The 24,951-nt window shown below is 67.2% G+C and carries 19 protein-coding genes; 8 read left to right on the top strand and 11 right to left on the bottom strand.

Annotation, left to right across the window (positions count from 1 at the left end):
* The first annotated feature begins 47 nt into the window (after nt 1-47).
* Both AC10V3_RS15290 and AC10V3_RS15285 read left to right on the top strand, forming a co-directional pair.
* Nucleotides 48-632, top strand: coding sequence for an NUDIX domain-containing protein (locus tag AC10V3_RS15290; protein ID WP_022536114.1), 585 nt, complete (start codon nt 48-50; stop codon nt 630-632).
* A gap of 37 nt (nt 633-669) precedes the next feature.
* Nucleotides 670-897: a sulfurtransferase TusA family protein gene (locus tag AC10V3_RS15285; RefSeq protein ID WP_010813669.1), complete on the top strand. Its 228-nt coding sequence runs from the start codon at nt 670-672 to the stop codon at nt 895-897.
* A 77-nt stretch (nt 898-974) separates the two neighbouring features.
* On the opposite strand, the gene galU is transcribed toward AC10V3_RS15285, so the two are convergent.
* A complete protein-coding gene (gene galU / locus AC10V3_RS15280) occupies nt 975-1,862 on the bottom strand; it encodes a UTP--glucose-1-phosphate uridylyltransferase GalU (RefSeq protein ID WP_022536113.1) in 888 nt (295 codons plus the stop codon).
* Nucleotides 1,863-1,983: 121 nt separating this feature from the next.
* Nucleotides 1,984-4,851, bottom strand: a complete 2,868-nt coding sequence (locus tag AC10V3_RS15275) for a valine--tRNA ligase (protein WP_022536112.1) — start codon at nt 4,849-4,851, stop codon at nt 1,984-1,986.
* 248 nt (nt 4,852-5,099) lie between these two features.
* Here AC10V3_RS15275 and AC10V3_RS15270 point away from each other — a divergent pair, with 248 nt between their 5' ends.
* A complete protein-coding gene (locus AC10V3_RS15270) occupies nt 5,100-7,448 on the top strand; it encodes a UvrD-helicase domain-containing protein (RefSeq protein WP_022536111.1) in 2,349 nt (782 codons plus the stop codon).
* 64 nt (nt 7,449-7,512) lie between these two features.
* Here the strand turns inward: AC10V3_RS15270 and AC10V3_RS15265 are convergent, their stop codons facing one another.
* The 3 genes from AC10V3_RS15265 to sauS form a co-directional block, all read right to left on the bottom strand.
* Complete coding sequence (locus AC10V3_RS15265; RefSeq protein ID WP_022536110.1) at nt 7,513-8,805, bottom strand: MFS transporter; 1,293 nt, start codon at nt 8,803-8,805, stop codon at nt 7,513-7,515.
* A 223-nt stretch (nt 8,806-9,028) separates the two neighbouring features.
* Nucleotides 9,029-10,555 carry an acyl--CoA ligase gene (locus AC10V3_RS15260; protein WP_022536109.1) on the bottom strand — a complete coding sequence of 509 codons (1,527 nt, stop codon included), beginning with the start codon at nt 10,553-10,555 and terminating at the stop codon, nt 9,029-9,031.
* A complete protein-coding gene (sauS, locus tag AC10V3_RS15255) occupies nt 10,552-12,021 on the bottom strand; it encodes an acylating sulfoacetaldehyde dehydrogenase (protein ID WP_022536108.1) in 1,470 nt (489 codons plus the stop codon). Before sauS ends, AC10V3_RS15260 begins: the two co-directional genes overlap by 4 nt.
* A gap of 242 nt (nt 12,022-12,263) precedes the next feature.
* On the opposite strand from sauS, the gene AC10V3_RS15250 reads away from it, so the two are divergent.
* The gene (locus tag AC10V3_RS15250; protein ID WP_022536107.1) at nt 12,264-13,022 is read left to right on the top strand and encodes an IclR family transcriptional regulator; all 759 of its coding nucleotides are present in this window, start codon (nt 12,264-12,266) and stop codon (nt 13,020-13,022) included.
* 90 nt (nt 13,023-13,112) lie between these two features.
* On the opposite strand, the gene AC10V3_RS15245 is transcribed toward AC10V3_RS15250, so the two are convergent.
* The 4 genes from AC10V3_RS15245 to AC10V3_RS15230 all read right to left on the bottom strand — a co-directional run bounded on the left by AC10V3_RS15245 (nt 13,113) and on the right by AC10V3_RS15230 (nt 16,683).
* Nucleotides 13,113-13,919: a BPSS1780 family membrane protein gene (locus AC10V3_RS15245; RefSeq protein ID WP_022536106.1), complete on the bottom strand. Its 807-nt coding sequence runs from the start codon at nt 13,917-13,919 to the stop codon at nt 13,113-13,115.
* A gap of 3 nt (nt 13,920-13,922) precedes the next feature.
* Complete coding sequence (locus AC10V3_RS15240; protein WP_349608787.1) at nt 13,923-14,918, bottom strand: homoserine kinase; 996 nt, start codon at nt 14,916-14,918, stop codon at nt 13,923-13,925.
* 143 nt (nt 14,919-15,061) lie between these two features.
* Nucleotides 15,062-15,493 (bottom strand): membrane protein, encoded by a 432-nt coding sequence (locus AC10V3_RS15235; protein ID WP_022536104.1) that lies wholly within the window; start codon nt 15,491-15,493, stop codon nt 15,062-15,064.
* A 242-nt stretch (nt 15,494-15,735) separates the two neighbouring features.
* Nucleotides 15,736-16,683: an LOG family protein gene (locus AC10V3_RS15230; protein ID WP_022536103.1), complete on the bottom strand. Its 948-nt coding sequence runs from the start codon at nt 16,681-16,683 to the stop codon at nt 15,736-15,738.
* A gap of 4 nt (nt 16,684-16,687) precedes the next feature.
* On the opposite strand from AC10V3_RS15230, the gene polA reads away from it, so the two are divergent.
* The 4 genes from polA (at nt 16,688) to AC10V3_RS15210 (ending at nt 22,996) form a co-directional block, all read left to right on the top strand.
* Nucleotides 16,688-19,507 (top strand): DNA polymerase I, encoded by a 2,820-nt coding sequence (gene polA / locus AC10V3_RS15225; RefSeq protein WP_022536102.1) that lies wholly within the window; start codon nt 16,688-16,690, stop codon nt 19,505-19,507.
* Nucleotides 19,508-19,653: 146 nt separating this feature from the next.
* The gene (locus AC10V3_RS15220; RefSeq protein ID WP_490922439.1) at nt 19,654-20,979 is read left to right on the top strand and encodes an NAD(P)/FAD-dependent oxidoreductase; all 1,326 of its coding nucleotides are present in this window, start codon (nt 19,654-19,656) and stop codon (nt 20,977-20,979) included.
* Nucleotides 20,980-21,121: 142 nt separating this feature from the next.
* The gene (locus AC10V3_RS15215; RefSeq protein WP_022536100.1) at nt 21,122-22,000 is read left to right on the top strand and encodes a dienelactone hydrolase family protein; all 879 of its coding nucleotides are present in this window, start codon (nt 21,122-21,124) and stop codon (nt 21,998-22,000) included.
* Nucleotides 22,001-22,183: 183 nt separating this feature from the next.
* On the top strand, nt 22,184-22,996 hold the full coding sequence (locus AC10V3_RS15210) for a ZIP family metal transporter (RefSeq protein WP_349608790.1): 813 nt from the start codon (nt 22,184-22,186) through the stop codon (nt 22,994-22,996).
* A 2-nt stretch (nt 22,997-22,998) separates the two neighbouring features.
* Here the strand turns inward: AC10V3_RS15210 and AC10V3_RS15205 are convergent, their stop codons facing one another.
* Both AC10V3_RS15205 and AC10V3_RS15200 read right to left on the bottom strand, forming a co-directional pair.
* The gene (locus AC10V3_RS15205; protein ID WP_022536098.1) at nt 22,999-23,856 is read right to left on the bottom strand and encodes a sulfurtransferase; all 858 of its coding nucleotides are present in this window, start codon (nt 23,854-23,856) and stop codon (nt 22,999-23,001) included.
* 50 nt (nt 23,857-23,906) lie between these two features.
* Nucleotides 23,907-24,830 carry a DMT family transporter gene (locus AC10V3_RS15200; RefSeq protein ID WP_022536097.1) on the bottom strand — a complete coding sequence of 308 codons (924 nt, stop codon included), beginning with the start codon at nt 24,828-24,830 and terminating at the stop codon, nt 23,907-23,909.
* Between the last annotated feature and the right edge of the window lie 121 nt (nt 24,831-24,951).

Genomic DNA, 24,951 nt, shown 5'->3' with positions numbered 1-24,951 from the left:
CGCCAGATCCATACCTATAACGACGAGACCCCTTCAGGAGCCCCTAAATGCAATACCGATTCTGCCCGCAGTGCGGCGCGCCGCTGGAGGTGCTGCCGCTGTCCGGGCGCGAACGCCACGCCTGCGTGCAGCAGGACTGCGGCTTCGTGCACTGGAACAACCCGCTGCCGGTGCTGGCGGCGGTGGTGGAGTACCAGGACAAGCTGCTGCTGGCGCGCAATGCCGCCTGGCCGGAGAAGATGTTTGCGCTGGTGACGGGCTTCCTGGAGCGCGACGAACCGCCCGAACTGGGCGTGGCGCGCGAGCTGAAAGAAGAGACCAACCTCGATACCGAGTCGGTGTCGCTGATCGGCGTCTACGAGTTCATGCGCAAGAACGAGCTGATCATCGCGTACCACGTCAAGGCGACCGGCGCCGTCGCCCTGTCCGAGGAGCTGGCCGAGTACAAGCTGGTGGCGCCGGAAGACGTGCGCGTGTGGTCGGCCGGCACCGGCTTCGCGGTGGCCGACTGGCTGGCCGCGCGCGGCTACCCGGTGCGCTTCTTCGATCGCCAGACCGGCGAGGACATCCCGGACCCGCGGCGCCCGCACGACTTCAGCCTGCTCGGGGCTTCGCTACAATACCGGTTGTAGACCAACCAAAGTCCCCGGACATCGAAGGAAGAGACGAATGGAGTTCCAGAAAGAAGTGGATGCGCGCGGCCTGAACTGCCCGCTGCCGATCCTGCGCACCAAGAAGGCCCTGGCCGACATGGCCAGCGGCGACGTGCTCAAAGTGCTGGCGACCGATCCCGGCGCCACGCGCGATTTCCAGGCCTTTGCCAAGCAGACTGGCAATGAGCTGCTGTCGCACTCGGAAGTCGACAAGGTGTTCGTGTTCTACATGCGCCGCCGCTGACCCGCACGCCGCAGGGTTGCCCAGAGAGAAAAAGCCGCTCGAAGCGGCTTTTTCTTTGACTGCGCAATGCGCCGGGATCAGGCGGGACCCGTCAGGTGCTCGCGCGATTCCAGGTACGCACTAAACTCCTCGCCGACTTCCGGGTGCTTCAGCGCAAACTCCACGGTCGCCTTCAGGTAGCCCAGCTTGCTGCCGCAGTCATAGCGGCGGCCCTGGTAGCGATAGGCCAGCACCTGCTCCTGGCTTAGCAGGGACTGGATCCCGTCGGTCAGCTGGAACTCGCCGCCGGCGCCCGGCTTCAGTTCGCGCAGGTGGTCGAAGATGCGCGGCGTCAGGATGTAGCGGCCGACCACGCCGAGGTTGGACGGCGCGTCTTCCGGCGCTGGCTTCTCGATGATGTTCGACACCTTGATCACGCCCGGTTCCCACTCGCGGCCCTCGATCACGCCGTACGAACGGCTCTGCTCCGGCGTGATTTCCTCGACGCCCAGCACCGAGCAGTTGTAGTGGTTGTAGGTATCCACCATCTGCTTCATCACCGGCGGGTTGCCGTCGATCAGGTCATCGGCCAGCATGATCGCGAACGGGGTATCGCCGACCAGCTTGGCCGCGCACAGCACCGCGTGCCCCAGGCCCAGTGCCTCGGGCTGGCGCACGTAGTAGCACTCCACGTTGGCGGGCTTGATCGAGCGCACCACGTCCAGCAGCGCCTGCTTGTTTTTGGCCTCGAGCTCCACTTCCAGTTCGAAGGCCTTGTCGAAATGGTCCTCGATGGCGCGCTTGGAGCGGCCGGTGACGAAGATCATCTCGGTAATGCCGGCGGCCATGGCTTCTTCCACGGCGTACTGGATCAGCGGCTTGTCCACCACCGGCAGCATTTCTTTCGGGCTGGCCTTGGTGGCTGGCAGGAAGCGGGTGCCCAGTCCCGCAACCGGGAAGACGGCCTTGGTGACGCGATTTTCCATATCTTGTGTACCTCTCGGATTCTGGTTCATAACCCTGCCAGCCATTGCCGGCGCCGTCTGTCCGGTTCCGTCCGACGAAGCGGACGGAATCACGGCCTGGCAGGGGCGTCCTGGCTGCCCGTCAGGCAGGCAGCCGTTGCAGCTGGCCCTGCAGCTTGGCCAGCGTCTGCTCGAAATCGGCCAGGCGTTGCGTCTCTTGCGCCACCACGGCGGGTGGTGCCTTCGCCACAAAGCTCTCGTTGGATAGCTTAGCGCGGCACTTGCCGATTTCTCCACCGATGCGCTCGACTTCCTTCGACAGGCGCGCCCGTTCGGCGGCCACGTCGATCTCGATCTTCAGCAGCAGGTGATTGCCTCCGGCGATGGCGACCGGCGCGCCGGCGCCTTCCGTCTGCAGGGAGGCTTCATCTTCGAAGACCCGAACCTCAGAAAGTTTCGCCAAAGCCTGGATATGTGCGCTTGCCGCCTTCAGGAAGGCGCTGTCGCCCTCGGCGTAGAGCGGAATACGCTGGGCCGGCGAGATGTTCATTTCGCCACGCAGGTTGCGGCACGCATCGATCACTTCCTTCAGGCGCGCGACCCATTGCTCGGCTTGCTCGTCGATCTTGGCGACGGCCGGCAGGGGGTAGGGCTGCAGTGCGATGGTCTCGGAGCCGTCGCTCTTGGCGCGGCCGGCCAGCGGCGCAACCTTCTGCCACAGTTCTTCCGTGATGAACGGGATGATCGGATGCGCCAGGCGCAGCACCGTTTCCAGCACGCGCAGCAGCGTGCGGCGGGTGGCGCGCTGCTGGGCCTCGGTGCCGTTCTGGATCTGCACCTTGGCCAGTTCCAGGTACCAGTCGCAGTACTCGTCCCAGACGAACTTGTAGATCGCGTTGGCGACATTGTCGAAGCGGTACTCGGCGAAGCCCTTCTCGACCTCGGCCTCCACGCGCTGCAGCAACGACACGATCCAGCGGTCGGCCTGCGAGAAGTCGAGGTAGCCGTCCGGGCCGCAGTCGTTGTTGCACGGGCCCATGCCGCAGTCATGGCCCTCGGTGTTCATCAGCACGAAGCGGGTCGCGTTCCACAGCTTGTTGCAGAAGTTGCGGTAGCCCTCGCAGCGGCCGGTGTCGAAGTTGATATTGCGGCCAAGCGTGGCCAGCGACGCGAAGGTGAAGCGCAGCGCGTCGGCGCCGAAGGCAGGAATGCCCTCGGGGAATTCCTTCTTGGTCTTCTTCTCGATCTTGGGCGCGTCCTTGGGACGGCGCAGGCCGGTGGTGCGCTTCTTCAGCAGCGTATCGAGGTCGATGCCGTCGATCAGGTCCACCGGGTCGAGCGTGTTGCCCTCGGACTTGCTCATCTTCTTGCCTTCCGAATCGCGCACCAGGCCGTGCACGTAGACGGTATGGAAGGGCACCTTGCCGGTGAAGTGCTTGGTCATCATGACCATGCGCGCCACCCAGAAGAAGATGATGTCGTAGCCGGTGACCAGCACCGACGACGGCAGGAAGTGCTGCAGCTCGGGCGTTTCTTCCGGCCAGCCCAGCGAGGAGAACGGCACCAGCGCCGACGAGAACCAGGTGTCGAGCACGTCTTCCTCGCGGCGCAACGCGCCGGTGCTGCCGGCCGCCTTGGCCTTGGCGGCAGCTTCCTCTTCGGTGCGGGCGACGAAGCAGTTGCCGGCATCGTCGTACCACGCCGGGATCTGGTGGCCCCACCAGAGCTGGCGCGAAATACACCAGTCCTGGATATTGCCCAGCCACTGGTTGTAGGTGCTGATCCAGTTTTCCGGCACCAGCTTGATCTCGCCGCTCTGCACGGCTTCGAGCGCCACTTCGGCGATCGAGCGGCCGGGGTAGAAGGTGCCTTCCGGCGCCGGCTTGCTCATCGCGACGAACCACTGGTCGGTCAGCATCGGCTCGATCGCGCTGCCGGTGCGCTCGCTGCGCGGGGTCATCAGCTTGTGCTTCCTGACCTCGACCAGCAGGCCGCGCTTGTCCAGGTCCTCGACGATGGCCCGGCGCGCGTCGAAGCGGTCCAGGCCGGCGTAGGCAGCGGGGGCGTCGGCGACGATCTTCGCGTCCAGCGTCAGGATCGACAGTTGCGGCAGGTTGTGGCGCTGGCCGACGGCATAGTCGTTGAAGTCATGGCCCGGGGTCACCTTGACCACGCCGGTGCCGAATTCGCGGTCGACGTATTCGTCGGCGATCACCGGGATCTGGCGGCCGGTCAGCGGGAGGTGCACGAACTTGCCGATCAGGTGCGCGTAGCGCTCGTCTTCCGGGTGGACCATCACGGCCACGTCGCCCAGCATGGTTTCCGGGCGGGTAGTGGCCACGGTCAGGTCGGTCAGGCCACCCTTGGGGTCAGCCTCGACCAGCGGATAGCGGATATGCCAGAGCGAGCCTTCTTCCTCGACGCTGTCGACTTCCAGGTCGGACACGGCGGTGCCCAGCACCGGGTCCCAGTTGACCAGGCGCTTGCCGCGGTAGATCAGGCCCTGCTCGTGCAGGCGCACGAAGACTTCGGTGACCGCCTGCGACATCTCCGGCGACATGGTGAAGTACTCGCGGCTCCAGTCGATCGACGCGCCCATGCGCCGCACCTGGCGGGTGATGGTCGAGCCCGACTCTTCCTTCCAGGCCCAGACCTTCTCGGTGAACTTCTCGCGGCCCAGGTCATGGCGCGACACCCCTTCGCCTTCAAGCTGGCGCTCCACCACGATCTGCGTGGCGATGCCGGCGTGGTCGGTGCCCGGCACCCACAGCGTATTGGCCCCCGCCATGCGCGCGTGACGCGTCAGCCCGTCCATGATGGTCTGGTTGAAGGCGTGGCCCATGTGCAGCGTGCCGGTCACATTGGGCGGCGGCAGCTGGATCGCAAAGTCCGGGCGGGCAGGGTCGAAGGTCGGCTTGGCGATGCCGCGCTTCTCCCACTCAGGGCCCCATTTCGCCTCGATGGCGGCGGGTTCGAAGCTCTTGGCAAGCGATTGGTCTTGGGCGGTCATGCTGGGATATCGATGTTGGCGGGTGCGTCGCAGGCTGCAGCGGCCCGCGGGCCGGCCTTGCGCCAGTGAAACGTCAAATTATACGGGGGCAGGCCGGCCGGTGCCTATTTTGTGGACGGCGGGCCCGGCCGGCCAGGGGTTGCCGGCGCAGGTTCCCGGCTCCGGCCAGGACGGCTTTCGTCCATTGGATGTGACGGATCGGACAGGGCCGACCGGTATAATCGACGCCATTCCACAAGGCCCCTCCGATGTCCGACCTGCTTGCCAACCTGAACGCCGAACAACTAGCCGCCGTGACCCTGCCTGACGAGCCGGCGCTGATCCTGGCGGGTGCGGGCAGCGGCAAGACCCGCGTGCTGACCACGCGCATCGCCTGGCTGATCCAGAACGGGCATGTCTCGCCGGCCGGCATCCTGGCGGTGACCTTTACCAACAAGGCCGCTAAGGAAATGCAGACGCGGCTGTCGGCGATGCTGCCGATCAACACCCGCGGCATGTGGATCGGCACCTTCCACGGCCTGTGCAACCGCTTGCTGCGCGCGCATTTTCGCGATGCCGGCCTGCCGCAGACCTTTGCCATCCTGGACAGCCAGGACCAGCTCTCGGCGATAAAGCGGCTCTTGAAGTCGCTCAACGTCGACGACGAGAAGTACCCGGCCAAGAACCTGCAGTACTTCATCAACAACGCCAAGGAGCAGGGCCTGCGCCCGGCCGATGTCGAGGCCAACGACGACTTCAACAAGCGCTTCGTCGACCTCTACGCCGCCTACGACACGCAGTGCCAGCGCGAGGGCGTGGTCGACTTTGCCGAGCTGCTGCTGCGCTGCTACGAGCTGCTGCGCTACAACGACGCGATCCGCCAGCACTACCAGCACCGCTTCCGCCATGTGCTGGTCGACGAGTTCCAGGACACCAACGTGCTGCAGTACCAGTGGCTCAAGCTGCTGGCCGGCCATGGCACGCAGAACCCCGCCGCGGTCTTTGCGGTGGGCGACGACGACCAGAGCATCTACGCCTTCCGCGGTGCCAACGTCGGCAATATGCGCGACTTCGAGCATGAGTTCCGTGTGCGCAGGATGATCAAGCTGGAGCAGAACTACCGCTCGCACGGGCATATCCTGGATTCGGCCAACCACCTGATTTCGCACAACGCGCGCCGCCTGGGCAAGAACCTGCGCACCGACGCCGGCCATGGCGAGCTGGTGCGGGTGTTCCATGGCGGCTCGGACGGCCAGGAGGCCGCCTGGATCATCGACGAAATCCGTGACCAGATCGCGCAGGGCGCCAGCCGCGCCGAGATTGCGATCCTGTACCGCAGCAACGCGCAGTCGCGCGTGATCGAGCATGCGCTGTTCTCCGCGGGCATCCCATACCGCGTGTACGGCGGCCTGCGCTTCTTCGAGCGCGCCGAGATCAAGCACGCGCTGGCTTACATGCAGCTGCTGGAGAATCCGCGCAACGATGCCGCCTTTGGCCGCGTGGTCAATTTCCCGGCGCGCGGCATCGGCGCGCGCTCGCTTGAAGTGCTGCAGGACATGGCGCGCCAGTACGACTGCGCGCTGGCCGAGGCGGTGGCCTACGTGCCCGGCGCCGCCGGCAGCAAGCTAGCGGCGTTCACGCGGCTGATCGAGCGGATGCGCGACGAGACCCGGCGCATGACGCTGGCGGAAACCGTCGAGTACGTGATCAACACCAGTGGCCTGATCACCCACTACCAGGGCGAGAAGGAGGGCCAGGACCGTATCGAGAACTTGCAGGAACTGGTGACCGCGGCGCAGGCCTTCGTGGTCGAGGAGGGCTACGGGCTGGATGCGCTGGCCGCCGCGATCCCGGTGGACCGCGCCGCGCCGACTCCGGCGCTGGCCGAAGGCGACCAGTCGCAACAGGTGCTGGATCCCGAGGCGCTGCCGGTGGTGATGACGCCGCTGGTCGCGTTCCTGACGCATGCCTCGCTGGAGGCCGGCGACAACCAGGCCCAGGCCGGCCAGGACGCGGTGCAGATGATGACCGTGCACGCGGCCAAGGGGCTGGAGTTCGACGTGGTCTTTATCACCGGGCTGGAGGAAGGACTGTTCCCGCACGAGAACAGCATGATGGACCCGGACGGCCTGGAGGAAGAACGGCGGCTGATGTACGTGGCAATCACGCGCGCGCGCCAGCGACTGTTCCTGTCGTTCGCGCAAAGCCGCATGCTGCACGGCCAGACGCGCTACCACGTGCGCTCGCGCTTCTTCGAGGAACTGCCCGAGGCCTCGCTCAAATGGCTCACGCCGCCGGCGCAGAGCTACGGCGGCGTGCGCAAGCAGGAACGGGACAGCGCGTGGGGCAAGGACTGGTACCGCAAGCCCGAAGACGTGCCCTACACCGGCACGCGCCCGACCGGCGGCATGGACAATGGCAACGGGTATGCCGATGCCAAGCGCGAGGCCGGCACCGGCTTCCGCGTGGGTCAGTCGGTGTTCCACAACAAGTTCGGCGAAGGCGTGATCACCGCGCTGGAGGGCGAGGGCGCCGATGCGCGCGCCAATATCAAGTTCAAGCGCCACGGCGCCAAGTGGCTGGCGCTGTCGGTGGCGAAGCTGGACGCGATCGACTGACCGGGTCCGGCTTCGCGGGCAGGCGCACCGCGTTCAGGCTCCTCGGGTTGCGCCTCGGCTTACTTTAGGGCAGGGCATGGCGCACCTCGCTGGCCTTCTGCTCGGGGCTGTCCACCGTCCGCAGCGGGTTGATAAACAGCGAAGCCAGCGCGCCGACGCCCAGCAGCACCGCCGAGATCATAAAGGGCAGGTCATAGCTGCCGGTGCGCTCGATCAGGTAGCCGAACACCACCGGCGACACCATGCCGGCCAGGCCGAAGCCGGTGTTCATCATGCCGCCCGCGGTGCCGGCGTACTTGCCCGCGATGTCCAGCGGCAGGCTCCACAGCACGGCATTGGTCAGCTCCAGGAAGAAGAACGACAGCGACAGCAGGATCACGGCGTTGACGGCATCGGCCGTGGATGTCATCGGCACGATGAACATCAGCGAGCCGGCCAGCCCCAGGAACAGGATCGAGCCGCGCGCCAGCCGCAGGTTGCCGGTGCGCCGGAAGATGCGGTCGGACAGCACGCCGCCAAGGGTGTCGCCAACCACGCCCGCCATCAGCGGCAGCGCCGTGAACAGCGCCAGCTGCTTCAGGTCGAAGCCGCGCGCTTCCTTCAGGTACGACGGCAGCCAGGTCAGGTAGACCCATAGCGACCAGCCGTAGCAGAAGTCGACGAAGGTCACCAGCCACATGCGCCGGAACAGCCGCCGCCAGGGCGTGGCCGCCTTCGCCGCCTGCTGGCATTCGCCGCGCCGGTAGCCGATTTCCTGCAGTTCCTGCGCGCTCACGCGGCTGTGCTGGTCGGGCGTATCCTTGAACACGAAGGCGTAGAGCAGGGTCCAGCCCAGGCTGACCGCACCGAGCACGATAAACGCTTCGCGCCAGCCCGCGGCTGCGACGATGGCCAGCACCACCGGCGGCGTGATCGCGCCGCCCAGCCGCGCGAAGCTGTGCGTGATGCCCTGCGCGAAGCCGCGCTCGGCCACCGGCATCCAGTAGGTGAAGGCGCGCGTCGCGGTCGGGAATGCGCCGCCTTCGCCGATGCCGAGCGCAAAGCGCAGCACCACCAGCATCAGCACGCTGCCGGCGAAGCCGGTCAGCACCGTGGCCACGCCCCAGATCAGCGACAGCGCGATCAGCACCTTCTTGGGCCCGAACTTGTCCGACATCCAGCCGCCGAGGATCTGCATGGCGGCATAGGGATAGGCAAAGGCCGAGAACACCAGCCCCAGCTGCGACGAAGTCAGCCCCATTTCCTCACGGATCAGCGGGGCGGCGACCGAGATGTTGACGCGGTCGATATAGGCGATGAAATACATCAGGCACATGACGCCCAGGATCATGTGCCGGGTCTTGATGCGTTGCTTCATACCACCTCCTTTGCGCGGTGAGTGCGCGTGGCGATAACGGGGCGGGCGGCCGGCGCTGGTCCATAGCCATGCGCCTTCGGCTCGCCGGGGGCGCGGCGTTGGCCGCGCTGCCCCGTCCTAGAGCAATCTGTCTGGTCTTGAGTCGTGTCTCCTGGCTGGGTGGGTATGTGGGTATGGGTCGGCAGGCTCCTTGGCGAGGGTTGTGGAAAAGCAGGCGGGGCGCTCAGGCGTGGTCCAGCAGCCTGAGCCGCTGCACCTTGCCCGACGGGCCGCGCGGCAGCTCGGCGATAAAGCGGAACTCCTTTGGCGTCTTGTAGCGGCCCAGCTCGCGCAGGCAGTGCGCGCGCAGCGCCGCGTCATCGCAGGGCACGGCCTCGCGCATCACCACGTAGGCGACGATCTCCTGCCCGTAAGCGGGATCCGGTATGCCTACTGCCGCGGCTTCGAGCACGGCCGGGTGGCGCAGCAAGGCCTCGTCGATCTCGCGCGGGGCGATGTTCTCGCCGCCCTTGATGATCAGTTCCTTGGCACGGCCGGTGATGTAGAAGTAGCCGTCGGCATCGCGGTAGCCGAGGTCGCCGGTGCGCAGCCAGCCATCGGCGGTGAAGCTCTCGCGCGTGATCTCCGGCGCCTTGTAGTAGCCCGCCATTACGTTTTCGCCCTGGAGCACGATCTCGCCGACCTGGCCGTCGGGCAGCGGCTTGCCGTCGCGCCCGAGCACGCGCGCGCGCGTGCCGGAGGGCCGGCCGATGCTGCCGATGCGCCGCCGCCGCGGATCGAGCGGATTGCTGAAGGCCGGCGCGGCGGTCTCGGTCATGCCCATGGTCTCGATCACGCCGATGCCGAAGCGCGCCTCGAAGGCGAGGTGGTGCTCGGGCGGCAGCGCGGCGGAGGCCGAGCGGCAGAAGCGCACGCCGCCGGGCGCCTGGCCATCCGGATCGTTCAGCAGGTAGGCGATGATGGTCGGCACCACGTTGAGCCAGGTGCAGCCATGGCGCGCAATGTCCTTCCAGAAGCCGCTGGCGGAGAAGCGTATCGGCATCACCACCGACCCGCCGTGCACCAGGGGCGCGATCGCCGTCACGACCAGGCCGTTGATGTGGTACAGCGGCAGCGTTGCCAGCACGCGGTCGTCCGGGCCGAGGCAGTGCTCGCGGCTGACGTTGGCGCCGTTGGTCACCAGGTTGTGCTGGGTGAGCAGCACGCCCTTGGGCGTGCCGGTGGTGCCGGACGTGTACATCAGCAGCGCCGGGGCATGGGGCTGTGGTGGCGACAGCGGCGCTGCCGTTTCGCGCATGGCGGGCAATGGTGGCAGGCTGTCGCCGTCCGGCGCGGTGACGACCACCGGCACGTCCAGCCCGGCTTCGCACAGCGCCGCGCGGATGGTGGCTTCACCGTCGGGCCAGGTGAACACCAGCCGCGTGTCCGAATGCGCGAGGATGTAGCGCAGCTGGGCCGGCTGGCATAGCAGGTTGAGCGGGTTGACGACCAGCCCGCAGGCCATGGTGCCGAGCAGCAGCCGCGCGGTCTGCTCGCCGTTGGGCAGGTACACCGACACCGTCTGGCCGCTGGCGAGGCCGGTTGCCGCATAGCGGCGGCGCAGCGTGTCGGCGTCGGCAGCGAGCGCGCCGAAGGTGAGTACGTTGCCGCTGTCCGGGGACAACAGGTACGGCTTGTCGGGCCATTGCGCGGCACGCGTGGCCAGCAGCCCGGCCAGGGTGTCGACTTGGGGATCGGTGCGCGCGTTCATTTGCCGACCCTCGCGAAGTAGTCGCCCAGCAGCTCGGCTTCATCGGGCACGCGCTCGGCAATCGGCACGGCGATGCGGGTGATGTTGAGGTACTGGCGCCAGCCGAGGTTGTCCGAGAAGCTGTTGCCGCCCCAGGTGCCGCAGCCCATCGACAGCGAGAACGGCAGGCCGTTGTCGAAATTGCCGCCGGTGGCGAAGCAGTGGGCCTGGTTGACGATCACGCGCGCGACAGGCAAGTCCTGTCCCAGCTGCAGGGCCTGGCGCGGATTGGATGAATGCAGGCCGACCGAATGCCCGGCGCCCATATAGGCATAGAGGCGCGCCACGCCTGCGACTGCCGCGGCAAAGTCGGCAGCCCGGTAGAGCGTCAGCACGGGCGAGAGCTTTTCGCCGGAGAAGGGATAGTCGCGGCCGACTCCGGTTTCCTCGACCAGCAACATGGTTGGCTGGAGCGCGCGCACGCGCTCCAGCCCGGCGAGTTCGGCAATGCGCGTCGCGCTCTGCCCGGTGAAGCTGCCGGCCAGCTTGCCGTCGCGCCACATCAGCGCCTGCAGCCGTGCCTTTTCCGTGGCCGTGAGCAACACGCCGCCGACTGCGGCAAGTGCTTCGAGCATGGGTTTGTAGATGGCGTCGAGCACGACCAGGCTGTTCTCCGACGAGCAACTGGTGGCGTTGTCGAAAGTCTTGGAACGCACGATCCTGGCCGCGGCGTCGGCCGGCGCGGCGCTCGCGTCGATGACCGAGGCCACGTTGCCGGCGCCGACGCCGAAGGCCGGTGTGCCGCAGGTGTAGGCCATGCGCACGTTGGCCTGCGAGCCGGTCGCGACCACCAGGTCGGCCTGGCGCATCAGCGCCGCGGTGGCGGCCTTGGAGACCGGTGCCGGCAGCATCTGCACGAGGTCGGCGGGCAGGCCGGCGCGGGCAAACTCGGCATGGATGAACGACAGCAGCAGCTCGCACGTGCCCTGGCCCTTGGGCGATGGCGCCACGACCACGCTGTTGCCGCACTTGAGCGCGTTGATGATCTTGTTGGCGGGCGTGGCCGCGGGATTGGTCGACGGCGTGATGGCCGCGACCACGCCTACCGGCCGCGCGATTTCCGTGATGCCCGACGCGGCATCCTGCGCGATCACGCCCACGGTCTTGCGGCCATGCAGGTCGCGCAGCAGCCCCAGCGTCTTGCGGTGGTTCTTGCGCAGCTTGTCGTCGACGTTGCCGAGCCCGGTGTCGGCTACGGCACGCTCTGCCAGCGCGCGGTTGCGCGTGGGTTCCATGATGGCCCACGCCGCGGCGGCGACGGCTGTGTCGACAGTGGCCTGGTCGGCACGCGCGAACTCGCGCTGCGCTTGCCGCGCCCTGGCCACGACCGCTGTGACGGCTTCGGCTGCATGGTCGGGCAGGGAGGCCTGCGGTAGGGGCAAATCGGAATTGCTGGACTGCCGGGGATGCAGTAATTGCACACTCATGGATCGACTCCGCAGTTTGGACGGGTGGGGCCGTTGCGGCTGCTGTGTCGTGCACTTCGCGGCAGGTGCGCTGCGGTGCGTCGCGGTGAGTAGCAGGTTTGGCCGGCCCCGCATCGAATCTAGTGAAGCTGGCCGGACAGTCAGTCCCAATTTGTGCGCTTTCGCAAGCGCGCAGCGGGCGTGCGACGGAGTTATCAGTTTTCGGGACGCGCAGGCGTCCCGGAATCTTCTAAATTCAATCCATGAGCAATCATTCGAACGCCGCCGCGGTGCGCGCTTTCCGCATCCTCGAGATCCTGTCCGCAGCCGATGCACCCATGTCGCTGTCGGCCATCGTGCAGGCCATCGGGCTGCCCAAGCAGACCGTGCACCGCCTTCTCAAGCAGCTGGAAAGCACCTGGTTGGTGTCGCGCACGGCCGGCAACCGCCATTACGAGTGTTCGTCGCGCGTGCGCCAGCTCGCCGTCAATGTGCTGATGCAGGCCGGGCCCGCAGCCGCGCGGCACGCGATCCTTCAGCAGCTGGTCGACAAGGTCGGGGAGACCTGCAACCTGACCATGCTGTCGGGCGACGACGTGGTGTACCTGGACCGGGTGGAAACGCAATGGCCGCTGCGCATGCACCTGCAACCGGGGTCGCGGGTGCCGCTGCACTGCAGCGCCAGCGGCAAGCTGTTGCTGGCGTTCCTGCCCAGTGCGCAGCGCGAGCGCCTGGTGGCCAGCCTGCCGTTGCGCGCGCACTCCGCGCACACCATCACCAATGCCGAGGCGCTGCACACGGAGTTGTCCGAGACGCGGCGGCGGCGCCTGGGCATCAATAACCAGGAAAACCTGGAAGGGATGATTGCGGTCGCGGTGCCGGTGATGCGTGACCGCAACCGTGCCTGCGCGGCGATTGCCGTGCAGGTGCCGCTGGCGCGCATGTCGATGGACCAGCTGATGACGTTCGTGCCGGACCTGCGCCAGGCGGCGGAAGCGATGGTGAAGACGTTCAGTGAATAGGGCGCGGGGCGGAAGGGAATCGCGTGGCGTCGGTTTGCTCCCTTTCCCGCTTGCGGGAGAGGGAGCACACAATCAGCGTGTGGAAGGCCTTCAGGCGCCTGGCGCCATCGGCGCAGCCGGCTCGACACCCGGCGGCGTCACGTTGAAACAGCCGCGATACGTCGCATAGAACGAGCAGTACAGGATCGCCAGCATCAGCAGCGAGTAGGGCGTCACGAGGAACGACAACACCGTCTCCGCCCCGAACGCGCTGAACACCGCCTCCAGCAAGAACGGAATCGCCACCAGCAGCATCGCGAACAGCACGGCATAGGTGAAGAACGCGCCGCGGTTACGCCAGCACGCGGTCCAGCTGAAGAACAGCGCCTTGACCGGCGGCACGCCGTGCCAGGCGGCCAGCAACGGCGCGAACCAGAACATCATCGCGATCGGCGTGTACAGCAGCGCGCCGATCATCATCGCGTAGTAGAGCTGGCGCACGGCCTCGGCCGATGGCGCCTCTTCCTTCAGCACGATCGGCACCAGCGCGCTCATGTCCACCACCGAGCCCGCGATCAGGCCCAGTATGAACACCAGCCCGGCATAGATGCCGCCCAGCACCAGCAGGTTGCGCGTGGCTTCCTTGCCGTTGGTGCGAAAGCCCGCCAGCAGCACGGTGGGCATCACGCGCTTGTTCAGGATCACGTCGCGGCACGCGGTCATCACGCCGACCGACAGGCCGGGCGTGACCACCAGCAGCGCGATGATGCCGATTAGCGGCACCACGATCGCCAGTTGCGCGGCGATCAGGTAGACGAACAGCAGCATCAGGAACGTGAGCGGATTCTTGCGGAACAGCCAGATGCCCTGGCGGAACCAGACGTAGCCTTCCTTGGCAGGGACTTCCAGTAATTGCATTGATCAGATCCAGGGGAGCGGGGCGTGCGCGGGGTTCGCGTCCAGGCGCCGGCGCAGGATACGTTCGAAATGGGTCGGATCGTGCGGCTGCAGCATGTCGGCCTCGCGCGGCAGGTAGAAGTCCCACAGTCGCGATACCCAGAAGCGCAGCGCACCCGCGCGCAGCATGTCCTGCCAGTGCGCGGCCTCGGTGCCGGTCAGCGGCCTGACCGCATGATAAGCCCGCAGCAGCGCCTGCGCGCGCTCGTGGTCGAGTTCGCCGCTGGCCAGGTCGATGCACCAGTCGTTGACGGTGACCGCCAGGTCGAACAGCCACTTGTCGTTGCCGGCAAAGTAGAAGTCGAAGAAACCGCCCAGCCGGTGGCGCCCGCTGCCGTCCTCTTCGAACAGCGCGTTGTCGCGGAACAGGTCGCAGTGGCAGGGGCCTTCGCCTAGGCTGGCGTAGTCCGCGCTGGCGAAGAACACGGCCTGGTGGGCGATCTCCCGCTGCAGCAGCGCGCGCTGGCCAGCATCGAGGAAAGGCAGGATCTCGGCTTCCGTCTTCTGCCACCACGGCAGGCTGCGCAGGTTGGGCTGGCGGCGCGGGTAGTCCTGACCGGCCAGGTGCATGCGCGCCAGCATGTCGCCCACTTCGGCGCAGTGCTGCCGGTCGGGCGCCAGTTGCGACGCCCCGGGCAGCCGCGTGACGATGGTGGCGGGCTTGCCCTTGAGCGGGCGCAGGATCTCGCCGTCGCGCGCCGGGATCGGCGCCGGCACGCGGATGCCGCGTTCGGCCAGGTGTGCCATCAGGTGCAGGTAGTAGGGCAGCTGCTCGAACGTCAGGCGCTCGAAGATGGTCAGCACGTACTGGCGCGCCTGGCCCTCGTGCTCCATGGTGAGGAAGAAATTGCTGTTCTCGATGCCAGAGGCGATGCCGCGCAGTTCGCGCACTTCGCCAAGGTCGAAATCCAGCAGCCAGCGGGCGATCTCGTCCTGCGAGACCGTGGTGAATACGGCCATACTCGTTGTGTGAAGCGAATCGGAAAGCGGCGGAGGCAGTTGCGGACAAAACGCGGTCCGCCGCCGCGGCATGACTGCCGGAGGGCCGGCGCGGCCCGGCTATGCCGGGCCGTGGGCTAGTCCACTGAATCCGTGGACGACGTTCAGAACTTCAGGTTGACCGACGGCACGCGGTTGACGTCATGCTCGCGGATCCTGGGCGAGCTGTCTTCCGGCTTGCTCATCTCATACTTGGTGCCGAAACCCGATTGGACCTGGATGTCGGTGGCCCGGCCCTTGTTGCGGTACTCGCGCACCTGCGTGCCGTCGCGCTCATTGAGCTGGAAGCTCGGCTGGCGCGGCTGGTTCAGCTGCGACTTGGCCGCCGGGGCAATCGGCTGGTTGTTGATCTGGTTCAGCTCCTGCTGCGTCAGCGCATTGCTTTGCTGCTCCTGGGCCAGCGCCAGGCCGGGAGCGACCAGCGCCAGCGCGGCGGCCGCGATGGCGGCGATCCGGGCCGGGGACAGCCTGGCAGGTTCAGGTTCGTCAGCCACGGCGACGAACCGGGTGGCCCGGACGGGTGAGGGGGAGGTCATCAGGTGCTCCTGTGCAGCGCTGCGCGTATCGGGCGCGCAGCGCCGCGGCATGCGGCAGTTTGACTGGCGGTGGGTCTGCGCTCCGGCGGCGCCGGGGCCTGGCAGACGGACAAGTTCCATTCTAGCAATTCCTGCCGTGCGCAGGCCGCCGCCGTGCCCCGTGGGACACCTGCGCAACGGCGCGATGTGCTGGGAACGCGGCTTGCGGCGGGGCGCCGCGCCCCGCGTCCCGCCCGCCAGCCTTACAGGTAGAACATTTCTTCCTTGGGCGGGATCGGCTTGTCGCCGCCGCGGCGCTCGTAGTAGTCGTAGACCGCTTCGAGCACTTCATGCGGTTCGTCCACGATCTTCATCAGGTCCAGGTCGTGCTCGGCGATCAGGCCCATCGGCAGCAGCGTGAAGCGGAACCAGTCGAGCAGGCCCTTCCAGAAGCGGCTGCCGAACATGATCACCGGCACCGAGCGCGACTTGCCGGTCTGCACCAGCGTCAGCACCTCGGCCAGCTCGTCGAGCGTGCCAAAGCCGCCTGGCATCACGATAAAGGCGTCCGAGTTCTTGACGAAGGTGACCTTGCGCGTAAAGAAGTGGCGGAAGCGCATGGCAATGTCCTGGTACGGATTGCCCTGCTGCTCGTGCGGCAGCTCGATGTTCAGGCCGACGCTGGCGGACTTGCCGGCGTGCGCGCCCTTGTTGGCCGCTTCCATGATGCCCGGACCGCCACCCGAGATCACGGCAAAGCCGGCATCGGAGAACAACCGCGCGATCTCGATGGTGCGTTGGTAGTAGGGCGAATCCTCGCGCAGGCGTGCGCTGCCGTAGATCGACACGGCCGGGCGGATCTCGGAGAGGTACTCGGTCGCCTCGATGAACTCTGCCATAATCGTGAACATTTGCCACGAAGCGCGCGCCTTCTTTGCGGTAGCGCGGTCTTCGTCGGCCAGCGCACGCAGGCTGGGAATCATCTTGCGCGGATTGGCACGCGCGGCCGCCGCGGCGGCCTTTTCAGCCGCCACTTCGGGCGGATGGCCCGCGGCGGCGGCATCGGCTGCGGCGGCTACGGCTGCGGCGTGTTCGGAAGCAGCCTCCGGCGGGGGTTGTACGGTATCGCCGGAGATATCGGAAACATCCGGGTCAGCAAGGGGGGCGGTCGAAGCACCGCCTGCAGCGGCACCAGTCAATTTTGAGTCCATGGGAATGTCGGATAGTCCAAAAACACTCTTGCTCGTCGATGGATCGAGCTATTTGTATCGCGCTTATCACGCTCTGCCGGACCTGAGGAATGGAGAGGGTCTGCCCACAGGGGCAATCTACGGCATGATCAACATGCTGCGCAAGCTGCGCAACGATTACCCGGCAGAGTATAGCGCTTGCGTATTCGACGCAAAGGGCAAGACCTTCCGCGACGACATGTATCCGGCCTACAAGGAGCACCGCCCGTCCATGCCGGAAGACCTGGCGCGCCAGATCGAGCCGATCCATGAAGCCGTGCGCGCACTGGGCTGGCCGATCGTGGTGGTGGACGGTGTCGAGGCCGACGACGTGATCGGTACGCTGTCGCGCCAGGCCGCCGAGCAGGGCGTGCGCACGGTGGTGTCCACCGGCGACAAGGACCTGGCGCAGCTGGTCAACGACCAGGTCACGCTGGTCAATACCATGAGCGGCGAGGTCCTCGATCCCCCCGGTGTGGTGGCCAAGTTCGGCGTGCCGCCCGAGCGCATCATCGACTACCTGTCGCTGATCGGCGATGCGGTCGACAACGTGCCTGGCGTGCCCAAGGTCGGCCCCAAGACCGCGGTCAAATGGCTGGCAGAGCATGGTTCGCTCGACGGCGTGATGGCCGCCGCGCCCGGCATCAAGGGCGTGGTGGGCGAGAACCTGCGCAATACGCTGGAATGGCTGCCGATGGCGCGCAAGCTGGTCACGGTCAAGACCGACTGCGACCTGAGCGCCGCGGTGGCGGATTTCCACGCGCTGCGCGAAGCCGGCGAAGACAAGGAAAAACTGGTGGCGTTCTTCTCGCGCTACGGCTTCAAGAGCTGGCTGCGCGAAGCGACCGGCGAGAGCCTGCCCGATGCGCGCGCCCAGGCCCGCGCCCGCGCCGCGGCCACGGCGCCGGCGCAGGGTGGCCTGTTCGATGCCCCGGCGGCTGCAAGCGAAGCCCAGGCGCAGCCGGCGGACGAGGCCGCGCCGACCGAGATCCGCTACGAGACCGTCACCACCCAAGGCATGCTCGAGGACTGGATGCGGCGCATCGAAGCCGCGCCGCTGGTGGCGATCGATACCGAAACCACCTCGCTCGACCCGATGCAGGCGCAGCTGGTCGGCATCTCGCTGTCGGCCGACCCGGGCGAGGCCTGCTATATCCCGGTGGCGCACCGCGGGCCGGACGTGGCCGGGCTGCCCGACCACGGCCAGCTCTCGCGCGAATTCGTGCTGGAGCGCATGCGCGCGTGGCTCGAGGATGCCAGCCGCCCCAAGCTGGGCCAGAACCTCAAGTACGACATCCACGTCTTCGCCAACCACGGCGTGACGCTGCGCGGCGTGCTCCACGACACCATGCTGCAGAGCTACGTGCTGGCCTCGCACCGCAACCACGGCATGGACAGCCTGGCCGAGCGCCTGCTCAGCCTGAAGACCATCACCTATGAAGAGGTGTGCGGCAAGGGCGCCGGCCAGATCTGCTTTGACCAGATCGACCTGGCGCGCGCCACCGAGTACGCCGCCGAAGACGCCGACGTAACGCTGCGCCTGCACCGCAAGATGCTCCCGCAGGTCGAGGCCGCGGCCGGCCTGCGCCGCGTGTACGAAGAGATCGAGATGCCGGTCTCGGTGGTGCTGCAGAAGATCGAGCGCAATGGCGTGCTGATCGACGCCGAGCGCCTGGCCGCGCAGAGCGCCGAGCTGGGCCAGCGCATGCTGGCGCTGGAGCAGTCCGCGTACGAGGCCGCGGGCCAGCCGTTCAACCTGGGCTCGCCCAAGCAGATCGGCGAGATCCTGTTCAGCCAGATGAAGCTGCCGGTGGTGAAGAAGACCGCCAGCGGCGCGCCGTCGACCGACGAAGAGGTGCTGCAGAAGCTGGCCGAGGACTATCCGTTGCCCAAGCTGCTGCTGGACTACCGCGGCCTGTCCAAGCTCAAGTCCACCTATACCGACAAGCTGCCCAGGATGGTCAACGCGCGCACCGGGCGCGTCCACACCAGCTACGGGCAGGCCACCGCGGTGACTGGCCGGCTGGCGTCGACCGAGCCCAACCTGCAGAACATCCCGGTGCGCACCGAGGAAGGCCGCCGCATCCGCGAAGCCTTTATTGCCGAGCCGGGAAGCGTGATCGTGTCGGCAGACTACTCGCAGATCGAGTTGCGCATCATGGCCCATATCTCGGGCGACGAGAACCTGCTGCGCGCCTTCGCTAACGGCGAGGACATCCACCGCGCCACCGCCGCCGAGATCTTCGGCGTGGAGCGCGACGCGGTCAGCAGCGAGCAGCGCCGCTATGCCAAGGTGATCAACTTCGGGCTGATCTACGGCATGAGCGCGTTCGGGCTGGCCAGCAACCTGGGCATCGAGCGCGAGGCCGCCAAGCACTATATCGACCGCTACTTCATGCGCTACCCCGGCGTGGCCCACTACATGGAAGAAACCCGGCAGACCGCGCGCGAGCAGGGCTATGTCGAGACCGTGTTCGGCCGCCGGCTGTGGCTGCCCGACATCAACGGCGGCAGCGGCCCGCGCCGGCAGGCCGCCGAGCGCGCCGCCATCAACGCGCCGATGCAGGGTACCGCCGCCGACCTGATCAAGCTGTCGATGATCGCGGTGCAGGGATGGCTGGAGCGCGACGGCCTGCAGACGCGCCAGATCATGCAGGTCCACGATGAACTGGTGCTGGAAGTGCCGGAGCACGAGCTGGAGCTGGTCAGGGTGCGGCTGCCGGAACTGATGTGCACGGTGGCGGATTTGCGCGTGCCGCTGGTGGCCGAGGTCGGCAGCGGCGCGAACTGGGAAGAAGCGCACTGAAGGCCGCCCGGCCCACCTGCCTCGTGCGTGGCGGTATCGAATGTAGCGACTGCTGAGTCGGGCTTTGCGGCTTGCAAGGCATGCTGCGATGCAGCAGACTGTGGAAATGCCTCAGGCAAAGATTTCCAAAACGCATCGGGTAGACCATGACAGAAGCAAAGGCGCACCGCATCGTTGTTGTCGGCGGCGGGGCAGGAGGGCTGGAACTGGTAACCAGGCTGGGCGACAAGCTCGGCCGCAAGGGCGCGGCGCAGGTGGTGCTGGTGGACCGCCTGCCGACCCATATCTGGAAACCGCTGCTGCACGAAGTCGCTGCCGGCAGCATGGATCCCAACACGCACCAGCTGGAATATGCGGCGCAGGCGCGCTGGCATCATTTCGAGTTCCAGCAGGGCGAGCTGACCGGCATCGACCGCACCCGCAAGACCATTGCGGTCTCGGCCTGCTTCGACCAGGACGGCGCCGAGCTGCTGCCGGCGCGCGAGTTGCCCTATGACACGCTGGTGCTGGCGATCGGCTGCGTCACGCATTTCTTCGGCGTGCCCGGCGCGGCCGAGCATGCCATCGCGCTCGACACCGTGGCGCAGGCCGAACGCTTCCGCAAGCGGCTGATCGCGGCCTGCGTGCGCGCGCAGAACGGGCGCGGGCGCATGGGTGAAGATGGCCGCCCGCGCGTGGATGTGGCCATCATCGGCGCCGGTGCCACCGGCGTGGAGCTGTCGGCCGAACTGCGCAACACCGCCCACGTGCTCAGCGCCTACGGCCTGCACCGGCTCGACCCGCGCCGCGACGTGCGCATCCACGTGATCGAGGCCGGCCCGCGCATACTGCCGGCGCTGTCCGAACGGGTGTCGGCCGAGACCGCCAAGTTGCTCCACAAGCTCGATGTCAGCGTATTTACCAGCGAGCGCGTCACCGAGGTCACGCCACAGGCCGTGCTGACCGCCAGCGGCAAGCATATCGATGCCGACCTGACGGTGTGGGCGGCCGGCATCACCGCGCCTCAGGTACTGGCCAACCTGGGCCTGCCGGTCAGCCGCCAGGGCCAGATCGTGGTCAGCCCGACGCTGCAGAGCGAGGGCGATCCCGATATCTTTGCCTTCGGCGACTGCGCCAGCTGCCCGTGGCCGGAAAAGCAGACGAGCGTGCCGCCGCGCGCGCAGGCGGCGCACCAGCAGGCCACCTTCCTCTATGACGCGCTGCGCGCCCGGCTGGAAGGGCGGCCGCTGCCGAAGTTCGGGTTCAAGGACTTCGGCTCGCTGGTGTCGCTCGGGCATTTCAGCGCGGTGGGCAGCCTGATGGGCGGGCTGATCGGCGGCTCGATGTTTATCGAAGGGCTGATGGCGCGCTTCATGTACACCTCGCTGTACCGGATGCACATCATGGCGCTGCATGGCGCCGTGGGCATGGCGCTGGATACGGTGTCGCACTGGCTGCGCAGCAAGACCAGCCCTCGGGTCAAGCTGCACTGAGCCCGATCGCATCCCTTGCGCATCCGGCTTGCCGCCATGGCAGCCGGGTGTGCGCCCGGTGCCATGTTATCTCCATGTCTGCTTAAAATCGGTGGCTGGTGCCGCACATCGGCCCAGCCACCAACGATCCTTGGAGACACGCATGCTCAAACCGGAAGTGGAAAGCCTCGTCCCTGGCCAGATGTTCGACCGCCGCGGGTTTGTCAAGACGGCGCTGGGTTCTGCCTTTGCGGCGGCCGCGTTGCCGGTGATGGCGCAGCAGGCCATCAAGACCGACTTTGCCGGGCTCACCGCCGGCGAGGTCACGATCCCGTCGGGCGGCTTCAGCATGCCCGCCTACCGCGCCCAGCCTGAAGGCAAGAAGAACCTGCCGGTGGTGCTGGTGGTCAGCGAGGTCTTCGGCGTGCACGAACATATTGCCGATGTGTGCCGGCGCTTCGCCAAGCTCGGCTACCTGGCGATCGCGCCTGAACTGTTCGCCCGGCAGGGCGATCCCCAGAGCTTCGGCACCGTCCAGGAGCTGCTACGCGAGGTCGTTGCCAAGGTGCCTGACGCGCAAGTCATGGGTGACCTGGATGCGGCAGTGGCATGGGCCGGCACCAACGGCGGCGACGCATCCCGGCTGGCCATCACCGGTTTCTGCTGGGGCGGCCGCATCACCTGGCTCTACGCCGCGCACAGCAAGCGGCTCAAGGCCGCGGTGGCCTGGTACGGGCAGCTGGTCGGCATGCCGGACTCGCTCAAGCCGAAAAACTCGATCGATATCGCTGGCCAGCTCAATGCGCCGGTGCTGGGCCTGTACGGTGGCAAGGACACCGGCATAACGCACGAGCAAGTGGAGAAGATGAAGGCCGCGCTGGCAGCTTCGCCGAATCCCAATGCCAAGGCGTCGCGCTTTATCGTCTACCCCGAGTCAGGCCATGCCTTCCATGCCGACTACCGGCCCAGCTACCGCGAGGCGGACGCGAAGGACGGCTGGCAGAAGTGCCTGGCCTGGCTGAAGCAGCACGGCGTGGCCTGAACCGCCCCGGCCTGGCTAGGCCGGTCCGGCCAATCGCAGGATTGCAAAGTCCCGGCGGATACGTACAATGCGGCCTTTGAGTTATTGCAACATTGTTGCGTTAGCCGCCCGGCGCCATGCGGGGCGGAACGGCGGGGCCGCGCGGCGCCGCCACCCCGGGAGCCCATCATCCATTCGACGCTTTTGTACATCCTGCTCGCCGCCACGATTTCGGGCGTGGGCAGCATCCTCGGGGCGGCGCTGCTATCGCTGACGGTGGCGTCCCGCGTGGTCGAGCGCATGGTGAGCTTTTCGGTGGGGGTGCTGCTGGCCACGGCGCTGCTGCATTCGCTGCCGGAGGCGTTCGAGTCTGGCGCCGATCCGCGCGCGCTGTTCGGCACGCTGCTGGCCGGGCTGCTGGGCTTCTTCCTGCTGGAAAAGCTCTCGCTGCTGCGCCACTCGCACCACCACGAGGGCGACGGGCACCACCACCATCACGGCCATGACCGCGAGGAAGCAGGCCGCAGCGGCCTGACCATCCTGGTCGGCGACACCTTCCACAACTTTGCCGACGGCATCGTGATCGCGGCGGCCTTCCTGGCCGACCCGCATATCGGCGTGGTTACCGCGCTGGCGATCGCGGCGCACGAAATCCCCCAGGAAGTGGGCGACTTTATCGTGCTGCTCAATGCCGGCTTCTCCAAGGCGCGCGCCTTCGCCTTCAACCTGCTGTCGAGCGTGGCAGCCATCGCCGGCGGCGTGGTCGGGTATTTCCTGCTCGACGAGCTGAGCGGCTGGATTCCTTATGTGCTGGTGATCGCCGCCAGCAGCTTCGTCTATATCGCCGTCAGCGACCTGATGCCGCAGATGCAGCGCAAGCCCCGCTGGCGCGAGTCGGCGATCCAGGTGGTGCTGGTGGCCGCGGGTATCTCGGCGATCGTCTTCATCACCAACGGCGTGCACGAGCGGCACGGCCATGGCCACGGCCAGGCCGCTCCCGTGGCCACGTCAGACTAGCTTCAGGCAGCGCCCGTCGCTACCGGGCGTGCCGGGTCGGCGCACCATTCGCTCCACGATCCCGGGTAGAGCGCCGCCCCGCCCAGGCCCGCCGCTTCCAGCGCCAGCAGGTTGTGGCAGGCCGTGACGCCCGAGCCGCACTGCATCACCACCTCCGCCGGGGTTCGCTCGCCCAGCACCGCGCCGAACTCCGCGCGCAGCGTCTCGGCCGGCTTGAAGCGGCCGTCGGCCCCCAGGTTGTCCTTGAAGAAGCGGTTGGCCGCGCCGGGGATATGGCCGCCGACCGGGTCCAGCGTCTCGTTCTCGCCGCGGAAGCGGTCGGGGGCGCGCGCATCCACCACCAGCAGCCTGGCGTTGTCCAGGTTGCTGACCAGAGCCGCCGCGTCGACGGTCGGCACCAGCGACTTGCGGCGCGTGACCTTGCCGGGGAACTCCGGCTCCGGCGTGGCCTCGTGCTCCAGCGGCAGGCCGGCCTTGACCCAGGCATCCTTGCCGCCATCGAGCACGGCCACGGCATCGTGGCCGATCCAGCGCATCAGCCACCACAGGCGCGCGGCGAACATGCCGCCCTGCGCATCGTAGGCCACCACCGGGGTATCGTCGTCAATGCCCAGCGCCTGCAGGCGCGCGACGAAGTCGTCGGCGTCGGGCAGCGGGTGGCGGCCGTTGCGGCCGGTCTTGGGGCCTGACAGTTCATTGTCCAGGTGCAGGTAGAAGGCGCCGGGCAGGTGGCCGACGTGATATGCCTCGCGGCCGGCGGCCGGGTTGGCCAGGTCGAAGCTGCAGTCGATCACGGCACAGCGGCCGGGTCCGGCCAGCAACGATTGCAGCGCGGTGACGGAAATCAGCGGTTTCTGCATGGGAATCCTGTAGCGATCGATGGACGGGTAGGACGGGATCAAAAGGGATGCTACACCTCGGGATGCACTTCCGCCTCGGCCGACTTGACCGGCGTGGCGGGCGTGGGTTTGGCACTGGTGCCTTCACGCGCGCGCATCAGCGTGGTGGCGATGCCGCTGGCGACGATCAGCGCCATGCCCAGCCATGACAGCCAGTTGAGCTTGTCGGACCAGATCAGCATGCCCCATACGCTGGAGAACACGATGCCGGCGTACTGCAGGTTGGCCGTCAGCAGGGTGTTGCCGCGCTTGTAGGCGCGCGTCATCGCGGTCTGGCCGAGCGTGGCCAGCACGCCGATGGTCAGCAGCAGGCCCACGCCGTACCAGGTGTGCTGGCTGGTGCCGCCCAGCAGCATCCACACCAGGCCGGCGACCATGCCCACCAGCGAGAAATAAAACACGATGCGGCCCTCGGGCTCACCCAGCTGGCCGAGCTGGCGCACCTCGACATAGGCCAGTGCGGTGAATACGCCTGAGATCAGCCCGACCAGGCCGCCGGTGAGCTGGTCCTTGCCGACCGAGGGCTGCAACAGGCAGATCACGCCGGCGAAAGACATCAGGATCGCCACCACCAGGCGCCGGTCGGCGGTGCCGCCGGTGCCGGCCAGCGTCGCGCTCGCGCCCAAGATCAGCGCCATCCACACCGGCGACATGTAGTTCAGCGTCATCGCCGTGGCCAGCGGCAGCAGCGAGATCGAGGTGAACCACAGCATCAGCGAGGTCACGCCGAACACGCTGCGCTTGATATGCGACAGCATGTGAGGCGTGCGCACCGAGACGCCGCGCGAGGACAGCAGCACCCACATGATCACCACGCTGATCAGGCCGCGGTAGAAGACGATTTCGCCGGTGGTGTAGTGGTCGGATGCCAGCTTGACGCCCACCCCCATCAACGAAAAGGCGAAGGCGGCGAACAGCATCCAGAGCGATTGCATGGCGAGGGCTTGGCGAAGCGTGCGTAAGGAGAGAGGTACTGCGCGCGAGCGGGGCTTCATCGCGGCCCCGCGCCGCGGAACGAACTGGCGCGGCAGCATGCGCTGGCCGTCGCCGGACGAT

It is taken from the genome of Cupriavidus sp. PB-02 (assembly GCF_058252315.1).
Note: the sequence above shows the minus strand (reverse complement) of the source record. Positions and strands in the feature narration are given on the sequence as shown.

What these genes read in the sequence shown, in the direction of transcription:
- AC10V3_RS15220 (WP_490922439.1), top strand. Translation starts at nt 19,654, where the DNA reads ATGACAGAAGCAAAGGCGCACCGCATCGTTGTTGTCGGCGGCGGGGCA.
- AC10V3_RS15290 (WP_022536114.1), top strand. Translation starts at nt 48, where the DNA reads ATGCAATACCGATTCTGCCCGCAGTGCGGCGCGCCGCTGGAGGTGCTG.
- sauS (WP_022536108.1), bottom strand. Translation starts at nt 12,021, where the DNA reads ATGAGTGTGCAATTACTGCATCCCCGGCAGTCCAGCAATTCCGATTTG.
- AC10V3_RS15265 (WP_022536110.1), bottom strand. Translation starts at nt 8,805, where the DNA reads ATGAAGCAACGCATCAAGACCCGGCACATGATCCTGGGCGTCATGTGC.
- AC10V3_RS15285 (WP_010813669.1), top strand. Translation starts at nt 670, where the DNA reads ATGGAGTTCCAGAAAGAAGTGGATGCGCGCGGCCTGAACTGCCCGCTG.
- AC10V3_RS15250 (WP_022536107.1), top strand. Translation starts at nt 12,264, where the DNA reads ATGAGCAATCATTCGAACGCCGCCGCGGTGCGCGCTTTCCGCATCCTC.
- AC10V3_RS15235 (WP_022536104.1), bottom strand. Translation starts at nt 15,493, where the DNA reads ATGACCTCCCCCTCACCCGTCCGGGCCACCCGGTTCGTCGCCGTGGCT.
- AC10V3_RS15240 (WP_349608787.1), bottom strand. Translation starts at nt 14,918, where the DNA reads ATGGCCGTATTCACCACGGTCTCGCAGGACGAGATCGCCCGCTGGCTG.
- polA (WP_022536102.1), top strand. Translation starts at nt 16,688, where the DNA reads ATGTCGGATAGTCCAAAAACACTCTTGCTCGTCGATGGATCGAGCTAT.
- AC10V3_RS15245 (WP_022536106.1), bottom strand. Translation starts at nt 13,919, where the DNA reads ATGCAATTACTGGAAGTCCCTGCCAAGGAAGGCTACGTCTGGTTCCGC.
- AC10V3_RS15205 (WP_022536098.1), bottom strand. Translation starts at nt 23,856, where the DNA reads ATGCAGAAACCGCTGATTTCCGTCACCGCGCTGCAATCGTTGCTGGCC.
- AC10V3_RS15270 (WP_022536111.1), top strand. Translation starts at nt 5,100, where the DNA reads ATGTCCGACCTGCTTGCCAACCTGAACGCCGAACAACTAGCCGCCGTG.
- galU (WP_022536113.1), bottom strand. Translation starts at nt 1,862, where the DNA reads ATGGAAAATCGCGTCACCAAGGCCGTCTTCCCGGTTGCGGGACTGGGC.
- AC10V3_RS15200 (WP_022536097.1), bottom strand. Translation starts at nt 24,830, where the DNA reads ATGCAATCGCTCTGGATGCTGTTCGCCGCCTTCGCCTTTTCGTTGATG.
- AC10V3_RS15215 (WP_022536100.1), top strand. Translation starts at nt 21,122, where the DNA reads ATGCTCAAACCGGAAGTGGAAAGCCTCGTCCCTGGCCAGATGTTCGAC.
- AC10V3_RS15275 (WP_022536112.1), bottom strand. Translation starts at nt 4,851, where the DNA reads ATGACCGCCCAAGACCAATCGCTTGCCAAGAGCTTCGAACCCGCCGCC.
- AC10V3_RS15230 (WP_022536103.1), bottom strand. Translation starts at nt 16,683, where the DNA reads ATGGACTCAAAATTGACTGGTGCCGCTGCAGGCGGTGCTTCGACCGCC.
- AC10V3_RS15260 (WP_022536109.1), bottom strand. Translation starts at nt 10,555, where the DNA reads ATGAACGCGCGCACCGATCCCCAAGTCGACACCCTGGCCGGGCTGCTG.